We start from the raw sequence: 22,681 nt of genomic DNA, 5'->3' as shown, positions 1-22,681 counted from the left end.
CTATAAAAATCTCCGGAACAAGCCGCTTGTCGATCTCCCCCCTTGTGGGGGAGATGTCCGGCAGGACAGAGGGGGGTGCCCCGCTGCCGCAAACTTTGCCTACCCCTTAAAACCGCAGCCCCGAAACCGCCAGCGGATTGTCCGTCATCGCCTGCCTGTCCGGCCGGTCGATGCCCGGCGCCCCGGTGAAGGCGGCAAACAGGTCCTGCACGAAAGCTTCCGGCAAATCCCTGGTGATCAGCACCATGCGTGTGCGCTGGTCGGAAGGATCCGGCCACGCAGCAAGGCGCTCCGGCGTGTGGAAAATATTCTGTACCCCATGCAGCACCAGCGGCCGGTCGGGATTATCCGACAGCTTGACCACGGCCTTCATACGCAGCAGCTTTTCCCCATGCGCCGAACGCAGCAAATCCACGAACATGTCGATCGCCATCGGGGCTATCGGCTTGTCATGAATAATCGAGAAGGAGCGGATCGACGCATCGTGCCGGTTCACATCGTGATGGTGATGGTGGTCGTCGTCCTGGTCCCCATGATGGTGGTGGTGGTGGTCATGCCCGTGATCGTGATGATCGTGTCCCGCCTCTTCGCCCAGCCAGCGGCCGACATCGGCATTTTTGCTGCCGGGATCGTAAAGACCATTGTCCAGCAACGCCGCAGCACTCCAGTCGACCCGGTCACCATCCTCGATCGTCGCGCGCGGATTGAGCGCCTGAAGTCGGGCCGTCAGTGCGGAAATGGCGGAAGCGTCGGCAAGCGCGCGCTTCGTCATCACCAGCCGGTCGGCCACCGCCGCCTGTTTCACGGCTTCTTCGTGATTGTCGAGCGTGGAAAGACCGTTCACGGCGTCCACCACCGTCACCATGCCGTTCAGCACGAAATTCTGCGCGATCACCGGATTGCCCATGACCGATTGCATGACGGGGGCGGGATCGGCCAAACCAGTGGTCTCGATCACGACCCGCTTCACCGGCTTCAGCTTGCCGGTCTGGATACCATCAATCAGTTCCGCCAGCGTATCCACCAGTTCGCCACGAACGGTGCAGCACAGGCAGCCTTCCGCCAGCTCGATAATACCCTCACCAGCGCTTTCAACCAGCATATGATCGATGCTGACATCGCCGAATTCATTGATGATGATAGCGGCGTCGCTCATTACGGGGTCTTTGAGAAGCCGGTTGAGCAGCGTCGATTTTCCGGCGCCGAGAAATCCGGTGATGATGGAAACCGGTATGCGATCGCGAGACATGCCTTGCCCGTAAGTTGACGGCCGCTCCGGCGGATCGTTGGACGATATTTGACCCGGAGCCGCGCGATAATGACAAAAAATCGCCCGAGACCTGAGGGCCACGAGCGACACTGTAATATCATAACAAACTGGAGCTGCGAATACACAATCCGCAAAGCTTTTCAGGCGCAGCCCCCCACCCTCATGCGTGAAGAGAGCGGCCACACGCCATTAGAACGTCGGGCGCGGGATCGGGATCGGCACGTTGGCCACTTGTCCCTTGGCGCTGGCACCCTTGGGGGTATTGACCGCCACCGTTTCGCTGCCCGGAATGAGACCCGCGAAGGAATATTCCGGTGGGCGCGTCATTTCCGTGACGTAGGGCGAATGGATAACCATGCGGCCGGTGTCATCGCGGCTTTCGCTGCGCACCTTGGCCGCCTTCGGATTGCAGATTTCGGCGCTGACGTCGTTTACCTCGCCGGTATCGCCATAGGGCGCCAGCGAGGCGAGCGAAACGCCCTGGCCCGAGGGCGCGGTCAGTCCCATCTGCAACAGGTCGGCGGACTGGTCGGTTCGCCCGGCAAGGCTATCGGCGCCCAGAACGACGGTAATGACCGAACGGCCGTTGCGCACGGCGGACGACACCTGGTTGAAACCGGAAGCACAGATGAAGCCGGTCTTCATGCCGTCTGCGCCATCGAAACGGCCAACGAGCATATTGAAGTTGGCGTAGTCCTTCTTGCCGGTGGTGACACCTTCCAGCGAGAAATAATGGGCGTATTCCGGGAATTCCCGTTTGATGATCAGTGCCAGAAGGGCAAGGTCACGCGCCGTCGTATATTGCCCCTTGCCGGGCAGGCCGTTGGCATTGATGTAATGGGTCGAGCTCATGCCCAGCCGCTGCGCCTGCGCGTTCATCTGCGCCACGAAATTGTCGCTGGTGCCGCCGATGGTTTCGGCAATCGCCACGGCGATATCATTGGCGGATTTGATGAGCAGCAGCTTCAGCGCGCTGTCCATCGTCAGCCTCTGGCCGGGCTTGAAATACATTTTCGAGGCCGGCTGGTCGGCGGCCTTCTTGCTCATCACCACTTCCGTCTGCGGGCTGAGCTTGCCGGCCCTCATCTGCGAAAACGCGATATAGGCGGTCATCAGCTTGGTCAGCGAAGCGGGATACCACTTGCGGAACGCTTCCTGATGGGAAATCACCTTGCCGGTTTTGACATCGACTACCATTTTCGGGTTGGCATGCGCCACCGGCGCTGCGGCAACAAGGCCCGCGGTCATGATGGCAACAGCTGCGGAGAGCCGCCGGGCGGCGTTTGGCGATTTAAAATTCTGTGGCAAGGCTTATCCTCGAATTCCCGTCTTCGGTCAGGGAATGGCAATATTCACCATATATGTCCTAGCAATGGCAAAGTACATTGATTACGTCAATTATGCGGCGCACTATCCACCACGGAGGATAGGCTTTTACCAGATGCCGCGCCGATGAACCCAGGAATGAACGTATGCCGATTTTGAACAGAGCCGCCGAACTCCAGCAGGAAGTCAGCGAATGGCGGCATCACCTGCACGAAAACCCCGAGATTTTGTATGATGTCGACAACACTGCGGCCTTCGTCGCGGACAAGCTGAAATCGTTTGGCGTTGACGAAATCGTGACCGGTCTTGGCCGCACGGGCGTGGTCGGCATCATCAGCGGCAATGCTCCCGGCAACCGCACCATCGGCTTCCGGGCGGACATGGACGCTCTTCCCATCCTTGAAGAAACCGGCAAGCCCTGGGCCTCAAAAACGGCGGGTGCAATGCATGCCTGCGGCCATGACGGCCACACCGCCATGCTGCTGGGCGCCGCCAAATACCTTGCCGAGACACGTAATTTCGCGGGCAAGATTGCCGTCATCTTCCAGCCCGCCGAAGAAGGCGGCGCTGGCGCGCTTGCCATGGTCGAGGACGGCCTGATGGAACGCTTCGGCATCGATGAGGTCTACGGCATGCACAACATGCCGGGAATTCCGCTCGGTGCATTCGCCATCCGCAAGGGCGGCATCATGGCGGCACCGGACAAGTTTTCGATCACGGTCAAGGGCCGGGGCGGCCATGCGGCCCAGCCGCACCGCACCATCGACCCGATCACCATCGGCGCGCAGATCGTCGGCAATCTGCAGATGATCGCCTCGCGCAACGCCGATCCGATCCGTTCGGTCGTTGTATCCGTCACCCGCTTTCACGCCGGCTCCAGTCACAACATCATCCCCAATGACGCGCTGATTGCCGGCACGGTGCGCAGCCTGGACGAAACGGTGCGCGATCTCGCGCAGGATCGCATCAAGCAGATGGCGGAAGGCATAGCGCTTGCAAACGGAGCGGAAGCCGAGGTCGTTTACGAGCGTTATTGCCCGGTGACCTTCAACCATGCGGACGAGACCGACCACGCAATCCAGGTTGCCCGCGATGTGGCTGGTGAAAAGAACGTCGATCCCGATGTCGATCCTTCCATGGCGGGCGAGGATTTTTCCTTCATGCTGAAGGAAAGGCCGGGCGCCTTCATCTTCATTGGCAATGGCGATTCGGCCGGACTTCACAATCCCGGTTATGATTTCAACGATGACGCCATCGCCTACGGCATTTCCTACTGGGTGAAACTGGCCGAGCAGCGTCTGGCGAACTGATTGCCGGCTAACGCAAAGAAAGCCGAGGAACAGATCGACCGCGATAAAGAACGCGGTTGATCCGCCGGCTACGGCAGGTTAAAGAGCAGTTCAGTGTCCACGTAGCTCAGCAGGATAGAGCACAGGATTCCTAAAGCAAATTGGGGGTTGCGCCCGGAAACGACGCAATCGATCTGCTCAAAGTCGGGGAAAGCTTCGCTGGTCTTCCAGCATGCCAATCCCGAGCCAAGCTCCGGAGAAATCCGGTGAAGGTGTAGAGACTGGATGGGCAGCACCTAAAAGCCGAAAGGCTCATGGTGAAGGGACAGTCCAGACCACGAACGTCCTATCCGATGGAGATGGACGGCGGCTAAAGCCGAAGTGGTATGAATCCTGGGGTCGGAGGTTCGAATCCTCTCGTGGACACCAAATTTCCTGCAAAATTACTCGATGAAAACGCGCACGCTCGAAGCGCGGCCATCGGCGTCGATCACCGTCAACGTTGAGAACCCCTGCCCTTCCGGCCGCCATTCGCTGTTGCGGCGATGGGAGGCATCCGGCAGGGGCATGCCGTTGGCGAGCCAGCGGAACGGCGCGCGCCCGCCCTGCAGCTTCAGCACCAACGGCGAAATGCCCGACTGGCTGGAGAGCTCAACCCGTGCGCCTTCGGGCGGATAGACGATGCGCGGGGCGCTTTCCCGTCTCGAGGCGGAAAGCAGGCCGCCTGCGGTGAGGGTGAAACGCCGCTGGTTGGCGGGAAGGTCGCTGACGGCGACCCGCGCGACGCCTGATGGTGCGGCCGGCATCGGCGTGATCGCCACGCCGGATTTTGCGAAAGCCTCAAACAGGATCGGGGCTGCCGTCGCGTAACCGGCAATGCCCGGCACCGCGCCATTATCGGCGCGGCCGACCCAGATGCCGATCACATGCCGCCCGTCATAACCCACCGACCAGGCATCGCGGTAACCGTAGCTGGTGCCGGTCTTGTAGGCGATGCCGCGCTGCTTCATGCCGAGCGGCGGCAGCACGCCGGAGAGGATGTCGGAGATGTTCCAGATCGCGGCGTCGGAAAATAGCCTGTCGCCACCGAGCCGTTCCGGCACTGAACGGACGCCGTCTCCCAGCCGTAGGGGATCGCCGCCGCCGGAAAGCCCCGCATAAAGCTGCACCAGATCAACCAGCGAAATGCCCGCACCGCCGAGTGCGATGGCAAGCCCCGGCGCCTCGCTGGTGGGAAGCACCAGTCTCACGCCCATCCGCCGGAAACGCACCATCAACGCAGACGGGCTGACCGCCTCCAGAAGTTTGACGGCGGGCACGTTGAGGGACAGTTGAAGCGCTTGTCGGATGCTGACATCGCCCTGGTAATGCATGTCGAAATTGCGCGGGCGGTAACCGGAAAAATCGGCCGGACGATCCTCGATGATGGTTTCCTGCCCGACGAGACCGTTTTCGAAGGCGAGGCCATAGATGAATGGCTTGAGAGTAGAGCCCGGCGAACGCACGGCGCGGCTCATCTCCACGAAACCGCGCCTTGCCGTATCGAGATAATCCGCCGAACCGACTTCGGCCAGAATATCGCCCGTCTGCGCGTCGGCCATGACGATGGCGACGGAGACCTTGTCCGTCAACTTTTCCACGGCATGGCGGGCAACGGCTTCCAGTTCCCGCTGGATCGGTAATCTCAGCGTGGAGCGCGCCTCTGTGGCATTGGGAAACTTCGCGCGTGCGGCGGCGGCCATATGCGGCGCGAAGGCCGGCAAATCACGCCGGTTGGCGGGAACGGCTGCAAGGGTCGCCCGCTCCGCCTCCCCTTCACCCACCACGCGTTCTACGGCAAGGCGCTGCAAAACCCGTTCCCGCGCCTGCCTTGCGGCATCCGGAAAACGGTCCGGGCGGCGCTTTTCCGGCAATTGCGGCAGCGCCACCAGAAGGGCCGCCTCCGCCGTGTCGAGCCGGCCGGGCTCCTTGCCAAACCATGCGAGGCTTGCGGCGCGAATGCCTTCGAGATTGCCGCCATAGGGCGCGATATTCAGATAGAGATCGAGGATTTCCGCCTTGCTGAGCCGCCTTTCGATCTGGAGCGCACGCGCGGCCTGCAAGAATTTCGCCGAAAACGACCGGTCGGCGCGCGGCTCGATCAGCCGCGCCACCTGCATGGAAAGCGTCGATGCGCCGGAGACGATCCGGCCGTTGCTCGCCAGTTGCCAGGCTGAGCGCAACAGCGCCCAGGGGTCGACACCGTGATGGTCGTAGAAACGCTGATCCTCATAAGCGACCAGCATGCGCAGGAATTGCGGATCGACTTCGGCAGCCGTGGTTTTGAGCCGCCAGCGGCCGTCCGGTGTCGCAAAGGCGCGCAGCAGCCGGCCATCGCGGTCCAGCACCTCGAACGACCTTTGCCGCGCGACGTCCAGCGGCGGCGGATAGGCCTTGTCCAGCGCATCGAGACCGAAGGCCGCACCGCCTAAAAGCAGCGCGGCCGCTACGATGCCGACGATGATCGACTTTTTCCGCCTCATGGGGTTGCCGAACGCACCTCCATGCGGCCCGTTGCCGTGCGGGCGGAAAATTGCGGCCGGTACATATCCTCGACCGACGCTGCGGGATGGTCATAGGTGCCGGGGGTGACGGCGCGCACCACATAGGCCAGCGTGATTTCCGAACTGTCGCCAGCCGTGCGGTCGAAGGCCGCAACGAAACGGTCGTAGCGGAATTCGGTATGTGCGGCTTCCGTTTCCGGCAACCAGTCGAAATTCGAAAGGGCTGCCGAATTGACGAGGCTTGGATTGTCGATCTCGAAACCCGAAGGCAGGAGGTCGGTCACCAGAATGCGCGCCTGCCAATCGTTTTTCGGGACGACGTTCAGCACCGCCACATAACGCTCGTTCTGCATCACCTCGCTAGGGTTCACCTCTTCGCCATCCATCGAATAATAGGTACGGGTGATGGTGAAGCCCTCGCCGCCGGCGGCAAGCGGTTGTGCCGGTGGCGCAACCGTGGTGACGACAGCCGTAACCGGATCGGCCGAGGCATTGGCGATCTTCAAGGGAGCCGCCAGCAACTCGTCGCCGCTCATCCGCTTGCCGAAACCGCCGGTCTGCAAATCGCCGTTCACATCGAGACGGATATCCTTGTCCTCACCTTTGACGGCGCGGGCGGCAAGCAGCATCCATGCCTGTTCTTGGGTGCTGGTATAGGGTTTCTTTTCCCATTCCTTCGCCACCGCACCGGCAAGCTGCGGCACGACAGCCGGAACCGGACGGCTTTCCGCCGCAAGTGCCAGCGTCGCCGCACTATCGCGCAGCGCAGAACCGTAATCCGCCCGTGCGAAGCTGACATTGGTGGCGCGGCTCGCCATATCGAGCGACGCGCCGAACACGGCCTTCGAGCGGGCCTGATCGCCATAAAGCGAGAGGGCTGCGGCAACCTGCGCCTTGGCGAGCGGCGTCGGGAAATCGGCAAGCGCCGTATCCGCATAATATCTGAGATCGTTGATCGCCGCCTTGCGATTGCGCGCCAGCACGTAAAGCGAATAGGCGATCTCGTTGCCGCGATCCTTGACATTGCTGTCGTAAGAAAGGCCGTTTTGCAGGTTGTTCAGCGCCTGCACCATGGCCTGCTCGGGAACGTCGTAGCTCTGCTCGCGCGCCCTTGTCAGGAAGTCGCTGATATAGGCATCGAGCCACAGATCACCGTAACCGGGCGACCAGAGGCCGAAACTGCCCGAACTCGACTGGAACGACAGCACCCGGTAGATCGCCTCCTGCACGCGACGGCGTGTATCGGGGTCCTCGGCCATGCCACTATCCTTCGTCATTTCCGAAAGATAGAGCAGCGGCAAGGCGCGGCTCGTCGTCTGTTCGGCGCAGCCGTAAGGATATTTGTCCAGCATCATCACCAGTGCCGGAATATCGAAGGCGGGCGAACGCGTGACGTTGACGGCAACCGACGAACCGAGAAGCATGCTGTCGGCCAGAAGGTCGCCATTGATCGTCAGGCTGCTATTGGGCGCGATCTTGATTTCACGCCGCGTCGTGACCGGCAGAACCGCCGGGCGCACCGGAACGTTCAGAACCTGTTCCAGCGAAAGACCGGCAGCATTGGAAACCTTGATGGTGATCGCGCCATTGCCGGGCTGTTCGCCCGTCAGCGGAACGGTCAACGAAGACTTGGCACCTTTTTGAAGCGCCAATGTCTGCGACATCTCGCCCTGATCGACCGTCAGCACTGTGTTGCTAGTGACATCCAGCCGATAGTCGCCAGCATCGCCATCAGTATTGGCGATATCGAGCCGCAATTGCGAGACATCACCGGGTGCGAGGAATTTTGGCGCACTGGCCGTTACCACGATTGGATCACGAATGACGGCGTCGGAGACCGCGTGCCCCACGCCGGTCTTCGTCCAGGCGACAGCCATGATGCGGGCCGTGCCGTTGAACTGCGGAATATCGAAGCTGACCGTCGCCTTACCATCAGCATCCAGCTCAACCGGGCCGGAGAAGAAGGCTACGAGCTTTTCGGTGGGCGGGCTGCCCTGAAGTGCTGCCCCTCCGCCATCGCCGCCGGTGCGCAGACGGCCGGTGGCGCCAAGCGAACCGTCGATCAGGCGACCATAGAGATCGCGGATTTCCAGCCCCAGCCGGCGCTGACCGAAATACCATTCATCCGGCTTCGGCGGCTCGTAGCGGGTGAGGTTCAATATGCCGACATCGACCGCCGCAACGATGGCATAGGCCTTTTCGCCCACGCCCGCGCCGGCAACGCTGATCGGGATTTCGAGCGGCTGACGCGGCAGCGTCTTTTTCGGCGCGCCGAGCGTAACGGCAAGCTTGCGCTCGGCCGGATCGACGGCAAGCCATTTGATGCCGATGGCGCGCATCGGCATGCGGCTTTCCTGCGCATCACCGGGGCGGAAAAGCGTCGCCGTGACATAAGCGCCCGCGCCCCATTCCTCGGTGACCGGAATATCGATCTCGCCGCCATCCTCACCGATTTCGGTATTCTCAACGGAAATCAGCTTTTCGGAACCGGAGGTAACCATCAGCTGACCGGCAAAACGCGACGACACCTTGAGTTTGGCCGTATCACCGATCTTGTAGCTTTGTTTGTCCAGAGCAATTTCCAGCGCATCCGGCGTTTCCGTCGAGCTTGCCTCGACATAGAAACCGGCGTCGAATTCGACGCTGGAAACCGGGGCGCCATTGCCCGCCCCTTCCACTTCCAGCCGGTAGCGGCCCCAGGTGACGGGCACTGAAATCTCGCCGCCATTGGCATCGACGGAAACGGTGCCTGCTTCCGCCTGCTTGGTATATTCCACCGGCTCGTAACGCCAGGAGTTGCCCTGGCGGTACCATTGATAGTTCCGCTCGACCTTGATGAGTTTCCAGTTGAGACCGCTCATCGCCTGTTTCGCGCCATCGGCTGAAACGCCGATAATGTGGAACCGTCCGACGGAGTTCTGGGCGAGATCACCCGAAAACTGCGGCTTTATGCCAATCACCGGCGCTTCCGACCTGATCGGCAGCGTCAGCGACCGCTCCACCGCACGGCCACCTGCCTCTTGCATGCGCACGGTGATGTTGGCAGAAAGGAGCTGCGTGGTGGAGGGCAGATCAGTCACATCGACATTGAAGCTTGCCTTGCCTTCCTCGTCCAATGCCGGCAGATCGGCAAGCGAGGTGCGGTTTTCCTCTTCGCTTTCCTCATCGGCCAGACCGAAGAAATAACCCTCGAAATCGGCGCTCGTGCGGGTGGGCTTGATGGCGACCTCGCCTTCCAGCGTCAGGCCTGCGGCGGGCGCACCGTAGAGATAACGGCCATCCACGTCGATCGCCGCTTCCGCACCCGGTTCGATCTGTTTTACCTTGCTGGAAAGGTCGAATTCCGTACGATCGGGCACGAAATCATCGACCAGAAAGCTTTTTTCGCTGATCGCGGGTGTTTTCGGATCTGTGTGGATGCGCAGCGTCCAGGTGCCGCGCATGGCGTTTGCCTGCAACGGCAGATCAACCGCATGTCCGCCCAGAGCCTTGCCATCACTGACGAAACGCCGGTCCTCAACGCCATCGGGGCGTGAGAAGATGAAGGTCAGCGGCAAATCCTCGATTGCCTTGCCGTCGACATCCCGCGCAAGGGCTGCCGCATGCACGGTCTCGCCGGCGCGGTAGATGCCACGCTCTGTCCAGCTGAACACGTCGATGGCGCCGGGGGCCGCGCGGCCCGTCACACCACGGTCGGAGAGATCGAAGCCGGCGCGTGTCATGTCCAGAAAGACGTAATCCTTGTCGCCGTTGCGCGCCGTGAGGATGGCGGGCGCCTGCGCCGCCGTGCCGCGCATCAGCCCGGCTGAAAACACCGCCCTGCCGTCCGCATCGGTCTTTGCGGTTCCAAGCACTTCGTTATTCTTGGCGAGCAGCTGCAAATCCACGTCTGCAAGCGGTTCGGCGCTGCCAAGGGCGCGGACGAAGACATTCAGACCATCGGTTCCGGCATAGGTGGTGATGCCCGTATCGGAGACGAGGAACCATTGCGTGGCGCGCGAATCCCATGTCTCCGGCGCGGTGCCGGGCGGCACGGCGGTCAACACATAGATGCCCGGCTTGCGCTCCGGCAGGGCTTCGTCCACCGGAAAGCTCGTCACCACATCCTTGTTGAGATCAGGCTGAATGTCGATCGCGCCTTGCCAGACCAGTTCGCCGATCTCGTTTTCGATGCGGTCGGCGTTGTAGCCGTCCATCTGCGTCAGAAACTGCGAGTTGGTGAGCAGCGCGGTGATGTTGCGATCTCCGACGCGATAAAGCTTCAGATCGGCCTTGTCGGCATTGACCGAAACAATCGGAATGCCGCGCCGCGCCGTGCCCGGCAGCACGAAGTTCTCGCCCGTGAAGCGCACGCTGGCGGTGCGATCACGCACATAAATATCGAGATCGACCTGCTTTTCCAGCGGCTCCTCCACCGAGGATGGCAGGCCGGCGCGCATGGCGATCTTGTAACGCTGGCCGTGCGACAGCCCTTCGACGCAGATCTCGCTGCCCTTCGCCTCGATAGCCTTCGGCGCTGCGCCATCCAGCGTGACGAAAGAGGAATAATCGACGCCGTTCTTCACCAACGGCTCGGAAAATTGCACGCAGGCACGCGGGCTGACGCTATCCGTGTCGATCGTATTGTTGATGACGCGGAAGCCCTGACGCGTGCGCAGATCGGCATAGGCCGCCTTGGTCTGCGCATTGTCGGAAAGCGTGAGACTTTCCTTGTAGGTATTGAGCGCTGCGCGATAATTCTGGGTCTTTTCGAAAGCCTGCGCCAGCCGGTTCAGCGCCTCTGTGCGGGCGCTCACCGTTCGGCTTAACTGATAGGCATTGATGGCGGCGGAGGCGGCCTGTCCCGCAATCGCATAATTGTTGGTGACCTGCGCCGCTTTTTCTGAAAACTCCGCCCAGAGCGCACCGTCGTCAGGCGTGATCGCAAGCGCTGCTTTGTAAGTCGCAACCGCTTCGGCAATATTGCCCGCAGCCGCCTGCTGCCGGGCCGTCTGCACCAGACTTTCCAGCCCCTGGCCCTGCTGTTCCTCGCTTGCGGCAAGGCCGGATTTCAGCCGGCGCGCTTCCTGCTGCAGGCTATCCGTCACAAAGGACAGGCGCTGCGGCGCGCCGATATCGGCTTCAGCGACAACCTCCACGATCTTGCCGGCAACGGCACCGGGAAAGGCGTTGAGCTGATTGAAATCCGATTTTAGGAAGCACCACTGCACCTTGGGATTGTAGGTGAAGGCCTTGCAGGCGGTATCGCCGACACAAATCTCGCCGCATTGCTCCAGCGAGACATTCTGTTCGGTTCTGAGATCGAAACCGAAATAGTCGCCATTTTTGGTGGTGACAACCTTGCGGGAAGGCTCCGCCGCCATGGCTGGAACAAAAATGATGGCGGTTGAGACCGCAACCAACGAGATCCGAACGAGAGCGCGCAACGACATCAGTTTTCTCCCCGCAACAGACGTGCCGGGCGGGACTCTGGTCAAATCCACGCACGGTTGTCAACGCGTCATCGACAATTCTCGACACGACAATGAGCTGAGGCTGATGGCGGGGGGAAGGTTAGTCTTCGATCTTGCGCGCTTCGGAAATCAGCATGATCGGCACGCCGTCGCGGATCGGGTAAGCGAGCCTGCCGCTCTCGGAAACCAGCTCGTTGCGGGCGCGATCATAGGAAAGACGCCCCTTCGTCAAGGGGCAGACCAGCAGCTCCAGCAGCTTGGGATCGGCATTGCTCATCCTGTCGTCCATGGCGCGATCCTATTGCAGAACCGTACCGCCCTCGCCCGACCCCTGGGCAAGAACGATCTCGGTGATGGCGATCAATGTTTCGGCACGCGTCCTCAGGTCGGGAGCCTCCAGCAACGCCTGCTTTTCAGCCGGGCCGAAGGGAGACATCATGGAAAGCGAGTTGACGAGAACGCGATTGCCCGCCCTCTCTACGCTTTCCCAATCCGCTTCGAGCTGGTTGGCATCCAGAAACGCGCGGAACACCCGCAGCAGGTTCTCGCGATCCACCGCATCCTCGTCAATTTCGCCGGAAAGATCGGCGAGGAAGGGTGCGTGCCGGAAACTGCGGTAAGGCTTGGCCGCATCCACCTCTTCCAGCAGGCGGAAGCGGCAGACGCCGGTAAGCGAGATGACGTAACGCCCGTCTCCCGTTTCGGAAAAGGAAGTAATGCGGCCGAGACATCCGACGGCACTCAGAGGACCGCCCTCAAGCCCCGCCTCCATGACATGAAGGGCCGGCTGCACCATGCCGATGAGCCGGTGGCCCGCCAGTGCCATGTCGATCATCGCAAGATATCTCGGCTCGAAGACATTGAGCGGAAGATGGCCTTCCGGCAAAAGCAGCGCGCCCGGCAACGGAAATACCGGCACGGTTTCCGGCAGATCGTCGTTCTTCACATATCTCGCATTTCCGACATGCATGGGATCAAGCCCCCTGTTCACTGCTGCCCGGCTGGCAGATCAACCGCCATGGCCGGGATATGCCCGCATTACGAAAACAATATCGCCGAAAGCTTCCTGCGGCCCGCGACACTTGCCGGGTCCTTGAAGCCCCAGGCTTCGAAAAATTCCAGAAGCTGGCGGCGCGCGCCGTCATCATCGAAGGTCCTGTCCTTGCGCATGACGTAGAGCAGATGGTCTGCCGCCTCGTCGCGTCGCCCCTGGGCGTTCAGAACCTTGGCAAGCTTCACCCGCGCCTCGTAATTATCGGGATCGAGCGCGAGATCACGTTCCAGCGCCACCGGATCACCGATCTTGCGGGCTTCCTCATATTGGGCGATCTTTTTCGTGACGAGCTGAATGCCCGCATCCTCGGCGACTTCCGCCGGCAGGGACGAGAGGAGTTCGCTTGCCCGTTCATATTGCCCGACGGCAATCATGCATTCGGCGATACCGGCGATCGCGGCTGGGTTTTCCGGATCGGCCTGCATGACGGCGCCGAACAGCTGCGCCGCACCATTATGATCGCCATCGGCCAGAAGCTGCTTCGCCTCGGCGAGAACAGCTTCGATCTCAGCCTTCGGGTCACCCGCATCGGGTCCGGCGATCTTGTCGATGAACTGCTTGATCTGACTTTCCGGCACGGCGCCCATGAAGCCGTCCACCGGCCTGCCATCCGCAAATGCGACGATGGCGGGAATGGACTGGATGCCGAGCTGGCCCGGAATAGACGGGTGATCGTCGATGTTCAGCTTCACGAGCTTCACGCGGCCATTCGCCTCGTTCACGGCCTTTTCGAGCACCGGCGTCAGCTGTTTGCAGGGGCCGCACCACGGCGCCCAGAAATCCACCAGAACCGGCTGGTGGCGAGATTCCTCAAGAACATCCTTGGAGAAGGCCGCCGTCGTGGTGTCTTTGATGTGGCCGGAGGACGCACCGTTGAGGTCCCCGTTATATTGCGCGTTGCCAGACATCTGTCCGCCATAGGAACTGCCGTAAGGATTGTTCGTGCCGCTCATGCCGGTCTCCCGTAATCTCTGTCGTACATCTTAGTTGAAGCAAAGATCGTATCTCACTCGCTGACTTTCAAGACAAGCGGCGTGTGGCCGGTCGCCTCGAGAAAGCGAATGAGATCCTTGTTTCCTATCGTCGTCGTCTGATCGTTGGAAAGCGGATGACCGTTGATCAGCTCGTTTTCCAGAAGATCGCTGTCCAGCACGAAGGTCACCTGCCCATCGGTGTCGTTGATGGCGCCGAAAACCGTGACCGATCCCGGCACGACGCCCAGATATTCGAGCATTTTTTCCGGTCTGCCGAAGGAGACGCGACTTGCCGCACCAATCGTCTTGTGAACGCTCTTTAGATCGACGACCGCATTTTCCTCAACGGTCAGAACGAAATATTGATCCTTCTTGTCCTTCACAAAAAGGTTCTTCGTATGGCCGCCGGGAATGAGGTCGCGCAGCGACTGGGATTCGGCAACGGTGTAGACCGGCTCATGTTGTTTCGTCTTATGCTCGATGCCGAGCCCGTCCAGAAACGCGAACAAGTCCGCTGCCGTCTTCGGAGAATTTTCCGCCATATCCTGCTGCCTGCCTTAGCCTGTTCCGATATCTTCTCCCTCATGATTAAGGCGGCAACCGGAGCTTGGCAACGCGAGAAAAAGGAACGGGACGAAAATTCCCAATCATTTCCGCCGCTTGTCGCATTTCTCAAAGAAATTTTCGCGTTTTTGTCATTTCCCTGTTGCATTCCAAAATCGATTGAGCGATATAGCGCCCGTCGCCGCACTGCGGTGACCCACGGTTCAGCGTACTACCCCGGACCGGTGGATTTGAGCGGGTGTAGCTCAGGGGTAGAGCACAACCTTGCCAAGGTTGGGGTCGAGGGTTCAAATCCCTTCGCCCGCTCCAAGTTTCCCACAGACAGAGTTTTGACAGAAGTCACCAAGTGCTGCCGCGAAAAATAAGCGGCCTGCCTCGGAACAGCTTTCACCCGCAAGGCGTTCTCCTGCGTTGATCAACGCCGGGGGAATAACCCATGCCCTTAAATCTCAGAAGCAGCGCCCTTATTACCGCATTCGCGATCCTCGCAACGCCGATCGCGTCTTTCGCCGCCGACACGATCCTTTATGGTCACGACCAGGTCCCAGGACACAAAACGCACTATCAGCCACGCGCCGATGCAAATCCTGCGGAAATGCGCTGCACCGACAACCTCGTATCCTACCGATCGCCCTATGAACGGCATACCGAAGTGGTCACGCTCTGCCATCCGCCGTTAAATTGGCGCACCGAGCCGTCCACGGCAACAATATGGTCGCCATGATCTTGCCATAATTCATTTGATGTGCTTTTGTTCAGCCGCCCTTGTGGGAGGGGGTAAAGGTTGAGACCCGTCGGCTGCATTTGACAGCGGGCGGGTTTCCCTTTTTTTGGCGACCGCCACCGGTTGGCACCAGGATCGAGGCCGCTTTGCAGCCTTCGACAGACGCCGAAAACACACCAACACATTTTTTAATTCTGGATGAAAATGGTAGCGGGAGACCGTCTCAACCTTTATCACCTACAGCAAGCCGCCGAGCTTATTGATGTGGGCACATGGCAAATTGCTTTGAAAAAAGCGATCAATGAATATTTGCCGACAGTCACCCCGCCGCCGTCAGCGAACGATCTGAATGAAGGCGAAGCGCGTTCGCGGAACAACCATTGACAACGATATGGTCTTGCGAGAAATCGCAACGCCTTTTTACATTGTGGCCCAGAGGGCTATCGAGCCTAACCATCCGGAGTGCGCGCGCCCAATACATCAATCTCCGACGTGGCGGATTGTCAAAATGGCTACTTCCGGATGGCGTACAGAGGTTGAGGGGTACCTTATGGCCTCTCATTCAGGATGGAGGTGCTCATGGAAGAACCAAAGCGATCAATGAGCCGAGAGGAGCTCTACGAACTGGTGTGGTCCACGCCAATGCATAAGCTGGCGGAAAAGTACGGACTGTCAGATCGAGGGTTGGCTAAGACTTGTCAGCGATATCTCGTCCCAGTGCCGTCCAGGGGATATTGGGCAAAAATCGACGCAGGGCAACCCGTCAAGCGGACGCCCCTACGAGCGGTCGAGAATAAGGCTCTCCATACGGTGCATATAGGCGCTAGGCCGGTGAGCACCCGCAGCCCGTATCTAGAGCAAATTCTTGAGACGGCTTTGCGCGAAATCGAGGTCGAAAATAAGCGCCTGCGACAGCCTTTTGTGGATGAAAACATTCCTCTTGTGCAGCCCAACCCACAAAACTTCCCTCCCGTATCCGCAGACAAGGCCGAGGAGCCTGTCAAAATGCAAACCGGAAAGCTTAGATATGAAGTCCAATCTTTCTTGGCTGAACTCCGAGGTCGCGAGATCGATCGAGACGGGTACGTTTCACTGAAAAACGTAAAAGTTACACCGAATGATGCGCCCCGAGTTGGCGCAATCTTAAACAGCCTTTGCGTGGAGCTCGAGCCTTATGGTTTTACCTTCGGTGGTACGACCAGTCGCTTGGGCTTCGCGAAAGACGGGACTATCTTGGGGTTCAGTATTGATGCTCCCAGAAAGCGACAAGTCGAGATATCTCGGAGCGGCTGGAAGAGCTTCACTTACGCGCACGTGGGTAGATTGAGACTACACTTTTACGGTCCAGGAGCGGGGATCAAAACGGAGTGGTATGATACCGAGACGAAGACGATCGAGGACCATTTCACCAAAATTGTAGAGAACTTCCGAATAGCCCACGTCGCCGCGAGGGAAAATGAAGAGCGAAATCGTCAGGAGGCTGCGCGTCGAGCGCATATGGCATCCCGTAGGAAAATGGCAGAGCAGCGTACGAAGCGTGAAGGCGACCGCCTTACCTTTTTGCAAGGCATTGCCGATGCGCGCCGTGAAGCGGACGATTTGCGTGATACAATATCCACCATCCCATATTGCGAGGATCTCCCAGCGGACTACCGACGCATGCTTGAGTGGGCTCAAAAGCGGCTGATGCAGCTTGAGGAGCAAACCCGCGTCGAGGCAATTCAGACATCTCTAGACGCCAAGCAGCTTTTCGCAGATCCGGATCCGCTTCACGATCCCGAAGGTGATCCGCCAGTGAAGGTCAACTACTGGGACGATTAGTGTAAGTCCCCAAGGAAAGCAGGTGGCAGATTTTAATATGCGCATTGATTGGTGCAATTGATCTGCATCTCCGTTACGGAGATCGAGAACTTCGGGACAATCGTCCACATGTTCAACGGAACCCGCTGGTAGTACGAGGCTGCCGGCGGGTTTTCGTCTAGGTCTGGAACTCAACCTCAATCATCGTATTCGCGCCACTCTGCCTGAACGAAGCCATCAAAGACGTTCACAAGACAGGCCTCGACGGCTGATTTTTTTGGAACCGTTTTTCTCGTCGCGAGTTTTTAAGGCCGGGCGGAACTTCCCCCCCTCCGCCCATTGCTCCTAGTGCCCTTTAGTTGGCACGATTAGAACCCTCCCCGCCGGAGGGTTTCTTTTCTCTTACTCGATGGGGATCAAGAACGACGGCCCTCGTATGCCTCGGTCCAAGCCACTAATTGTTTCTCTTTTGCATCGGCGCTTTTGAAGCTTCCGAACTGCATGCTCAGGCCGATCCAAAACCATTGAAAAAACCAAGGTGCGACCACAAACAAAAAGGCGATGGCGGGCAGGCTCATGAGCATGACGGCGACTGCCTCGCCAACCCCTAGACCTAACAACAGAAAGTACACCGAGACGAGCGGCAGGCAAGCCAAAATGTAAAGAACCATTGTCATCAACATGATGGGGGGTGGTCGGATGAAAGCTGATAGGCTCCGACTAAAACGAAGCGCCCATAGCTCACATCGATGACGGTGGTATGTGATAAGCTGCCAAAGATTCCGCATCATGTGTCAATTGCCCCTGCGTTTCCCAAAAGCAGGATATCTCCAGAAGTCAGTTGAAACTGCAAGAGCCGGACTATCAGAACATGGCAACACGTCTGAGAACAGGCGGTCGGCCGACGGCCATTCCGCATCGTCCGTTCCTCCTTGCAGCCCTGTAAGAACGGTACGACTTGCAACCCTCCCGCCGGGGGCATTTTTCCGATTCACGAGCCTTCCGGCGCGCCCCAGTCAGACGCACAAATATTCATTACAAGTTGCCGGGAGTTATTGACTCTCTTTTCGGGTTGTAGTGAAGCTTGACCTTGGCGATGCATTACGTCGTCAGGGGATTTGGGGACTACATGAGATATATTTTACCTTTGCTGGCCTGCGGGCTGGCCGTTTCGTCATGCGCAAAAAGACCAGACGCAATTGTCCCGGTGGACGTGCCAATGGCGGCGTACAGCAATCTCGATTGTCAGGCGCTGGCTCGCGAGTATCTGAAAGAACAAGCATCCCTTTCTGCCATTTCGAAGCAACAGCACGATGCCGCTACCGGTGATGCCGTCGGCGTCTTCCTCGTCGGCGTGCCGATGTCGAGCACGTTCGGTGGCGACAAGGAAGGCCAAGTCGCCGTTGCCAAGGGCAAGGTCAATGCGATTGAGGCAAACATGAAGGCGAAGGGCTGCAACGCGCCCGCGAACAGCAAACCGGGACAAAAAGGAACATCCAAATGAGAATCAAAAAAATCGCCTTGCTCGTGCCCGTTTTGATGCTGTCGGGATGCGTTTCCGAAACGGAATACAACAGAGTGCAAGAGGTTATGAACGGTAGTCCTGCTGCAAGACAGCACGTCATCAACGAATGCTACGGGAAAACGATCAAGGCACCAGCGCAGGAAACAGCCAACGTGCGAAGAATCATGAACCTTGGCCCGAAAGCGAATGTGCAAAAGACGTTTTGTACGCGGGCCGTCAACGGTGTAGCCAGCAAGCGTATCACCTATAGGGATTACGTGAACAAAAGTCCCAACTTCATCCGTGTGATTCAGGGCAGATAAAGCCGTCGCGCGTCTCACATCGGGGGTAACAATGAAGTACTTATTGCTTGCTATTTCAGCCTTTGCGCTGACTGCCTGCCAGACACAAACAGCAGAGGAATGGAAAGCGCAGAGGTCGTTCGAAGTTGGTGCAAAGCGCGCCTGCCGCGACGTGAAGGGGAAGGAGCTGTATTCGAAATGTTTTGACCGCGAAGTGCTGGTCAGGAAGCAGTTCTACGACGACATTATGTTTCGCTACGCGGGCGTGCCAAAGCGATAGCCAATCCGCAGACGGAGATTTCGTGAGGTAACGCCGTGTTATTTCAAAGTTCGAACTGCAGATGAGACGCGAGCTTTACCACCATGCTACATCGACAGCACAACGATCCGAAGCTCGACGCATTCAGGTTTGCGTGGCCTATATTGATGGTGTGCTGCTTTGCTATCGTCGGTGCTCTAGTGATGGGCCTGCGGGCGTGGCGTTTCAGTAATTTCCCCCACTCCATCGCAACAATTCAGGAAGTGTGGGATGAAAAAGTCAAGCAGTCCCGCCGCGGTGGTGTCATCGCGGACCTGTTCTTTGAGCCGCACTACGAGACCTTCACTTTCGGTACGATTGTCTTCGAGCGCCAGCAAAAGGGCATTACGCATTCCTGTAAGCAGACGGTGAGACTTGGTAGGCCTAATGATAAATATACGGTGGGCGAAAAACTAGACGTCGTACCAGCCACTGGGACGTGCGACCGCGTGGATGTGATTGGCCGGCTAGCGAGTGACCGAGGATGAAACGGGACGAGGTGACGAAGCAGTGATCGGGCCTGGGGGCGGTATTGAGCACATTTAGGGTGAACGAGCCCAACAAAATTAATCGGTTTGTCGCTTACGTTGATGAAGCCGGGGATGAGGGATTCGGCAAGCTTCGGGATGATGTGCCGAGCGCCCAATCAAAATGGTTTTCTATCGGCGCATGCGTCGTTAACGAAAGCAACGACAAGCTTCTCCCATCCTGGCGTGACGAAATAATGAGCGCCTTCAAAAACAAGAAAGCACGAGACCTTCATTTCCGGGACTTGAGCCACGATCAGCGGGTGCACGCTTCATCTATCATAGCGCAAAAGCCTATTGGCGCATGCGTCATATCATCCTGCAAAGAGACGATACTGGACGCTGAAGAGATTGATGTCTTCAAGCGAAAACAGCACCTCTACAACTATCTCACAAGGTTTCTGCTCGAAAGAATTACAGCAGCGTGCAAAAGGCGAGCTTCATCTGATGGCGCTCAGGCTCGACTGAAGGTCGTATTTTCGCGAAGAAAAGGAACCGACTACGAACAGATGCGCGAGTATCTTTCGTTTATGCGGGATGGGAAAGAGAAGATGAAGCCGGTCCGATCCGTCGATTGGACTGTTCTCAACCCCGACGACATTGCGGTCGAAAACCACAAGGTTAGGGCTGGCCTCCAAATAGCAGACTTGTTCACTAGTGCGGTGTGGAAAGCCCTTGAACCTAATGGGTACGGTCGCTGCGAAGATCGATATGCTAGGGAGATTTCATCAAGGTTTCTGAAATTCAGAGGCAATGCTTTGAATTCCGGGCTTACGATTATCCCGCCCTATTCTAAATGCCCATTAAATGGTGAGCAAAAGACTTTCATCGACTGGATAATAGCCCAAAAGAAAAGGCCCTAGTCTCCCAGGGCCCTGCGTGGACCCCTAGGCCCCTGTCCCACACCGCGAAGAGTGCTGCTACCTTTCGGCAACTTGGGGCGATTCTAGCGCTTGTCCACGAACTAGAGATAGGAATTTTATCTCTCGATTGCAAATGAACTTTTGTTAACGGGAACGATAGAACCCCCGCTCCGGCGGGTTTCTTTTTGCTCACAATATACGCCAACGGCCCGTGCATGTCGCCCATATCGGGTACGCTGAAACCGCTCCGATCAAGAATAAGACCAGACCGGCTAATGAGAAGAGTTCCCATATTTCATAGTGCCCGTTGAACCACGCCAAGGTGAGGATAGGACAGACGCCACCAAGGGCGGCATACTCCAAATAGCTTTTCCTTCCCAGGGTCATCAAGACAACAACACTCGGTATCGCTACGGGCAGTGCGAAAAAGAGGATGACAGCTGCCGTCATGAGCGTCATCTGCGTAAACTCCCATGAGCTCGGTCCCGCATCACTCGAGACAAAGTACAAGGCAATCGCGCTCAGGAGGCCAGCCAACATTGCTGACAGCGTGTATCCCAAATAAATCTTGGCTATTGCCTTTGCGAGGCGCATTCGAACTGACATCCCTAAATCTTCAGGGAGACTGGCATATTTGGCGTGTAAAGCAATAATAAAATCCCGCTCCGATTGAATTGCAGACAACGCCGAGTTAGACAATGTGTGTCGAATTCGTCGTCCAAGTTCCCGCCTCAGCCGCAGGACAGAGACGTAAGTGGATCTCATCCAGAGAAAGAAAGTCCGCGCATGAAAAAGTGGATAAGCCCAATCCTACCGAGAGGGGCCTCAAAGTATTTTGACGAAAAAGTTTTCAGGTTGATAAACTACTTTAATATATTCTTTATGCCCGCGCTGTTCGTCATATACGTTACCGACATATCAACAGTCGCTCTTAATATGATTGGGCCAACGAACGAGATTCCCAGCATTTTTTCTTTTATGCGCGAAAGATATCGAGATTTTGAATCTGTTGGACCCGGAAAAGGGGCGTTCTTTGTTGTCGCCAATATCATCCTCCTGGTGGGCACCATAGCGCTGCTTTTAATCACTTTATCCAGATTTATAAGGTTTAAGGAACGTATCCCGGCTAAATTTACCAAAAGTAATATTCTTACACTTTGTGTAGTTACGGTCTTTATATTCCTGTCGTTTAGATTTTTATTTTTTTCAGATGTAACATGTAGCACATGCGGCACCATAGCGTCCCGCTCCCTGAGGACCCCAGTAATTATAATCGTGATTCCCGCGATTTACACGGTCGTGATCGAGTCATTCATTCAAATATTCAGTGCTGCATCAATTGCGTTAAGAGCCAAAGAGGTCGGCTTTAGATCGTAGAGACGAAGAGGGCGAGCACTCGGAGGTTTCCACGTCGGCGGGTTTCTTTTTGCGTGCAAAGTCAACTAGACTGCACGCTAGTCAGCGGACGTGGATCGGGGTCAGCATGGAACTAAAATTCAATATCAACCTATTGCCCGACGGGTCTGTCATAACAAAGGATGGGGAATTTCTCGGCACATATTACCATGATGCAGAGGATCATCCATGGTTCACGCCTGACGGGGAGACCCAGCCTACGATTTCACATCCGTTCCTTCCGATATTCTGCAAAGCGATTGAAGACTGGCACAAAGCCGAAACAGATCGGTAGCTGTAAGGTCCACGCTAGGGCCTCTGTCCCTTCTCCATCCGCTGCACGATGACCTTGATTTCCCGCAGATCGCCAGACTGAGCCGATACGGCCTGCTGAACATCTTTCACGGTCTGCACCACCCCGCCGACCGCCTGCTCGCTGCTGGTCATCCGGTAATCGAGATTGTCAGCTTTTCCGGATAGCCGGCGCACATCGGATTCGATGTTCTTGATCCGCTCGTCGGCTCTGGCCTCGATCGACTTCACCTCGACCAGCCTCTCCTTGTGGAATTGCTCGTGGCTCGTTCGCCAGTCCTGCAAATCCTCAATGTCCCGGCTCTTGTCGATCCAGATAGCCACCCCGCCGACAATCATGCCGACGAGGGTAAAAAGCTGGATGATTGTGTTGAGGTTCCATTCCAGTTTCGGAGCGCGACTTATCTGCATGTTCGTGTTCTCCGCCATCCGGTAACCTGCCCCTGCCATGCGAGTAAATATAAGAGAGAAGGCTACCAGCAG

Annotated in this window: 19 protein-coding genes and 1 tRNA gene; 9 read left to right on the top strand and 11 right to left on the bottom strand. The window is 57.9% G+C overall.

Going from position 1 to position 22,681, the window contains the following annotated elements:
* Positions 1-106 precede the first annotated feature (106 nt).
* Both QSK43_RS18910 and QSK43_RS18905 read right to left on the bottom strand, forming a co-directional pair.
* A complete protein-coding gene (locus QSK43_RS18910; protein ID WP_332304729.1) occupies positions 107-1,249 on the bottom strand; it encodes a CobW family GTP-binding protein in 1,143 nt (380 codons plus the stop codon).
* 210 nt (positions 1,250-1,459) lie between these two features.
* Complete coding sequence (locus tag QSK43_RS18905; protein WP_045023281.1) at positions 1,460-2,518, bottom strand: D-alanyl-D-alanine carboxypeptidase family protein; 1,059 nt, start codon at positions 2,516-2,518, stop codon at positions 1,460-1,462.
* 224 nt (positions 2,519-2,742) lie between these two features.
* Here QSK43_RS18905 and QSK43_RS18900 point away from each other — a divergent pair, with 224 nt between their 5' ends.
* Entirely contained in the window at positions 2,743-3,906 is a 1,164-nt protein-coding gene (locus QSK43_RS18900; protein WP_332304728.1) for a M20 aminoacylase family protein, read from the top strand.
* A gap of 422 nt (positions 3,907-4,328) precedes the next feature.
* On the opposite strand, the gene pbpC is transcribed toward QSK43_RS18900, so the two are convergent.
* The 6 genes from pbpC to QSK43_RS18870 form a co-directional block, all read right to left on the bottom strand.
* Positions 4,329-6,407: a penicillin-binding protein 1C gene (pbpC, locus tag QSK43_RS18895; RefSeq protein ID WP_332304727.1), complete on the bottom strand. Its 2,079-nt coding sequence runs from the start codon at positions 6,405-6,407 to the stop codon at positions 4,329-4,331.
* Positions 6,404-11,860, bottom strand: a complete 5,457-nt coding sequence (locus tag QSK43_RS18890) for an alpha-2-macroglobulin family protein (RefSeq protein ID WP_332304726.1) — start codon at positions 11,858-11,860, stop codon at positions 6,404-6,406. Before QSK43_RS18890 ends, pbpC begins: the two co-directional genes overlap by 4 nt.
* 121 nt (positions 11,861-11,981) lie before the next feature.
* The gene (locus tag QSK43_RS18885; protein WP_045023275.1) at positions 11,982-12,170 is read right to left on the bottom strand and encodes a Trm112 family protein; all 189 of its coding nucleotides are present in this window, start codon (positions 12,168-12,170) and stop codon (positions 11,982-11,984) included.
* 9 nt (positions 12,171-12,179) lie between these two features.
* Positions 12,180-12,851 carry an LON peptidase substrate-binding domain-containing protein gene (locus QSK43_RS18880; protein WP_045023274.1) on the bottom strand — a complete coding sequence of 224 codons (672 nt, stop codon included), beginning with the start codon at positions 12,849-12,851 and terminating at the stop codon, positions 12,180-12,182.
* A 68-nt stretch (positions 12,852-12,919) separates the two neighbouring features.
* Complete coding sequence (gene trxA, locus QSK43_RS18875; RefSeq protein WP_045023272.1) at positions 12,920-13,888, bottom strand: thioredoxin; 969 nt, start codon at positions 13,886-13,888, stop codon at positions 12,920-12,922.
* Between the two features lie 53 nt (positions 13,889-13,941).
* Complete coding sequence (locus QSK43_RS18870; RefSeq protein WP_332304725.1) at positions 13,942-14,451, bottom strand: prolyl-tRNA synthetase associated domain-containing protein; 510 nt, start codon at positions 14,449-14,451, stop codon at positions 13,942-13,944.
* 256 nt (positions 14,452-14,707) lie between these two features.
* Here QSK43_RS18870 and QSK43_RS18865 point away from each other — a divergent pair.
* The 3 genes from QSK43_RS18865 (at position 14,708) to QSK43_RS18855 (ending at position 17,018) form a co-directional block, all read left to right on the top strand.
* A tRNA-Gly gene (locus QSK43_RS18865) sits at positions 14,708-14,782 on the top strand.
* 619 nt (positions 14,783-15,401) lie between these two features.
* Entirely contained in the window at positions 15,402-15,581 is a 180-nt protein-coding gene (locus QSK43_RS18860) for a hypothetical protein (RefSeq protein ID WP_332304724.1), read from the top strand.
* Positions 15,582-15,776: 195 nt separating this feature from the next.
* Complete coding sequence (locus QSK43_RS18855) at positions 15,777-17,018, top strand: hypothetical protein (RefSeq protein ID WP_332304723.1); 1,242 nt, start codon at positions 15,777-15,779, stop codon at positions 17,016-17,018.
* 395 nt (positions 17,019-17,413) lie between these two features.
* On the opposite strand, the gene QSK43_RS18850 is transcribed toward QSK43_RS18855, so the two are convergent.
* Positions 17,414-17,668 (bottom strand): hypothetical protein, encoded by a 255-nt coding sequence (locus QSK43_RS18850; RefSeq protein WP_332304722.1) that lies wholly within the window; start codon positions 17,666-17,668, stop codon positions 17,414-17,416.
* Between the two features lie 458 nt (positions 17,669-18,126).
* Here QSK43_RS18850 and QSK43_RS18845 point away from each other — a divergent pair, with 458 nt between their 5' ends.
* From QSK43_RS18845 to QSK43_RS18825, 5 genes are all read left to right on the top strand, one after another.
* On the top strand, positions 18,127-18,501 hold the full coding sequence (locus tag QSK43_RS18845) for a hypothetical protein (RefSeq protein WP_332304721.1): 375 nt from the start codon (positions 18,127-18,129) through the stop codon (positions 18,499-18,501).
* Positions 18,498-18,824: a hypothetical protein gene (locus QSK43_RS18840; RefSeq protein WP_332304720.1), complete on the top strand. Its 327-nt coding sequence runs from the start codon at positions 18,498-18,500 to the stop codon at positions 18,822-18,824. The genes QSK43_RS18845 and QSK43_RS18840 overlap by 4 nt, the downstream gene beginning before the upstream one ends.
* 31 nt (positions 18,825-18,855) lie before the next feature.
* Positions 18,856-19,083: a hypothetical protein gene (locus QSK43_RS18835; protein ID WP_332304719.1), complete on the top strand. Its 228-nt coding sequence runs from the start codon at positions 18,856-18,858 to the stop codon at positions 19,081-19,083.
* Positions 19,084-19,166: 83 nt separating this feature from the next.
* A complete protein-coding gene (locus QSK43_RS18830) occupies positions 19,167-19,589 on the top strand; it encodes a hypothetical protein (protein ID WP_332304718.1) in 423 nt (140 codons plus the stop codon).
* A gap of 44 nt (positions 19,590-19,633) precedes the next feature.
* Complete coding sequence (locus QSK43_RS18825; RefSeq protein ID WP_332304717.1) at positions 19,634-20,491, top strand: DUF3800 domain-containing protein; 858 nt, start codon at positions 19,634-19,636, stop codon at positions 20,489-20,491.
* A gap of 189 nt (positions 20,492-20,680) precedes the next feature.
* Here the strand turns inward: QSK43_RS18825 and QSK43_RS18820 are convergent, their stop codons facing one another.
* Both QSK43_RS18820 and QSK43_RS18815 read right to left on the bottom strand, forming a co-directional pair.
* Positions 20,681-21,190 (bottom strand): hypothetical protein, encoded by a 510-nt coding sequence (locus QSK43_RS18820; RefSeq protein ID WP_332304716.1) that lies wholly within the window; start codon positions 21,188-21,190, stop codon positions 20,681-20,683.
* 1,005 nt (positions 21,191-22,195) lie between these two features.
* A complete protein-coding gene (locus tag QSK43_RS18815) occupies positions 22,196-22,609 on the bottom strand; it encodes a hypothetical protein (protein WP_332304715.1) in 414 nt (137 codons plus the stop codon).
* Positions 22,610-22,681 lie beyond the last annotated feature (72 nt).

The organism is Rhizobium sp. GR12 (genome assembly GCF_036596185.1).
Lineage (GTDB): Bacteria > Pseudomonadota > Alphaproteobacteria > Rhizobiales > Rhizobiaceae > Agrobacterium > Agrobacterium nepotum.
The sequence above is the reverse complement of the archived record's forward strand: the minus strand, read 5'-3'. Positions and strand labels throughout refer to the sequence as shown.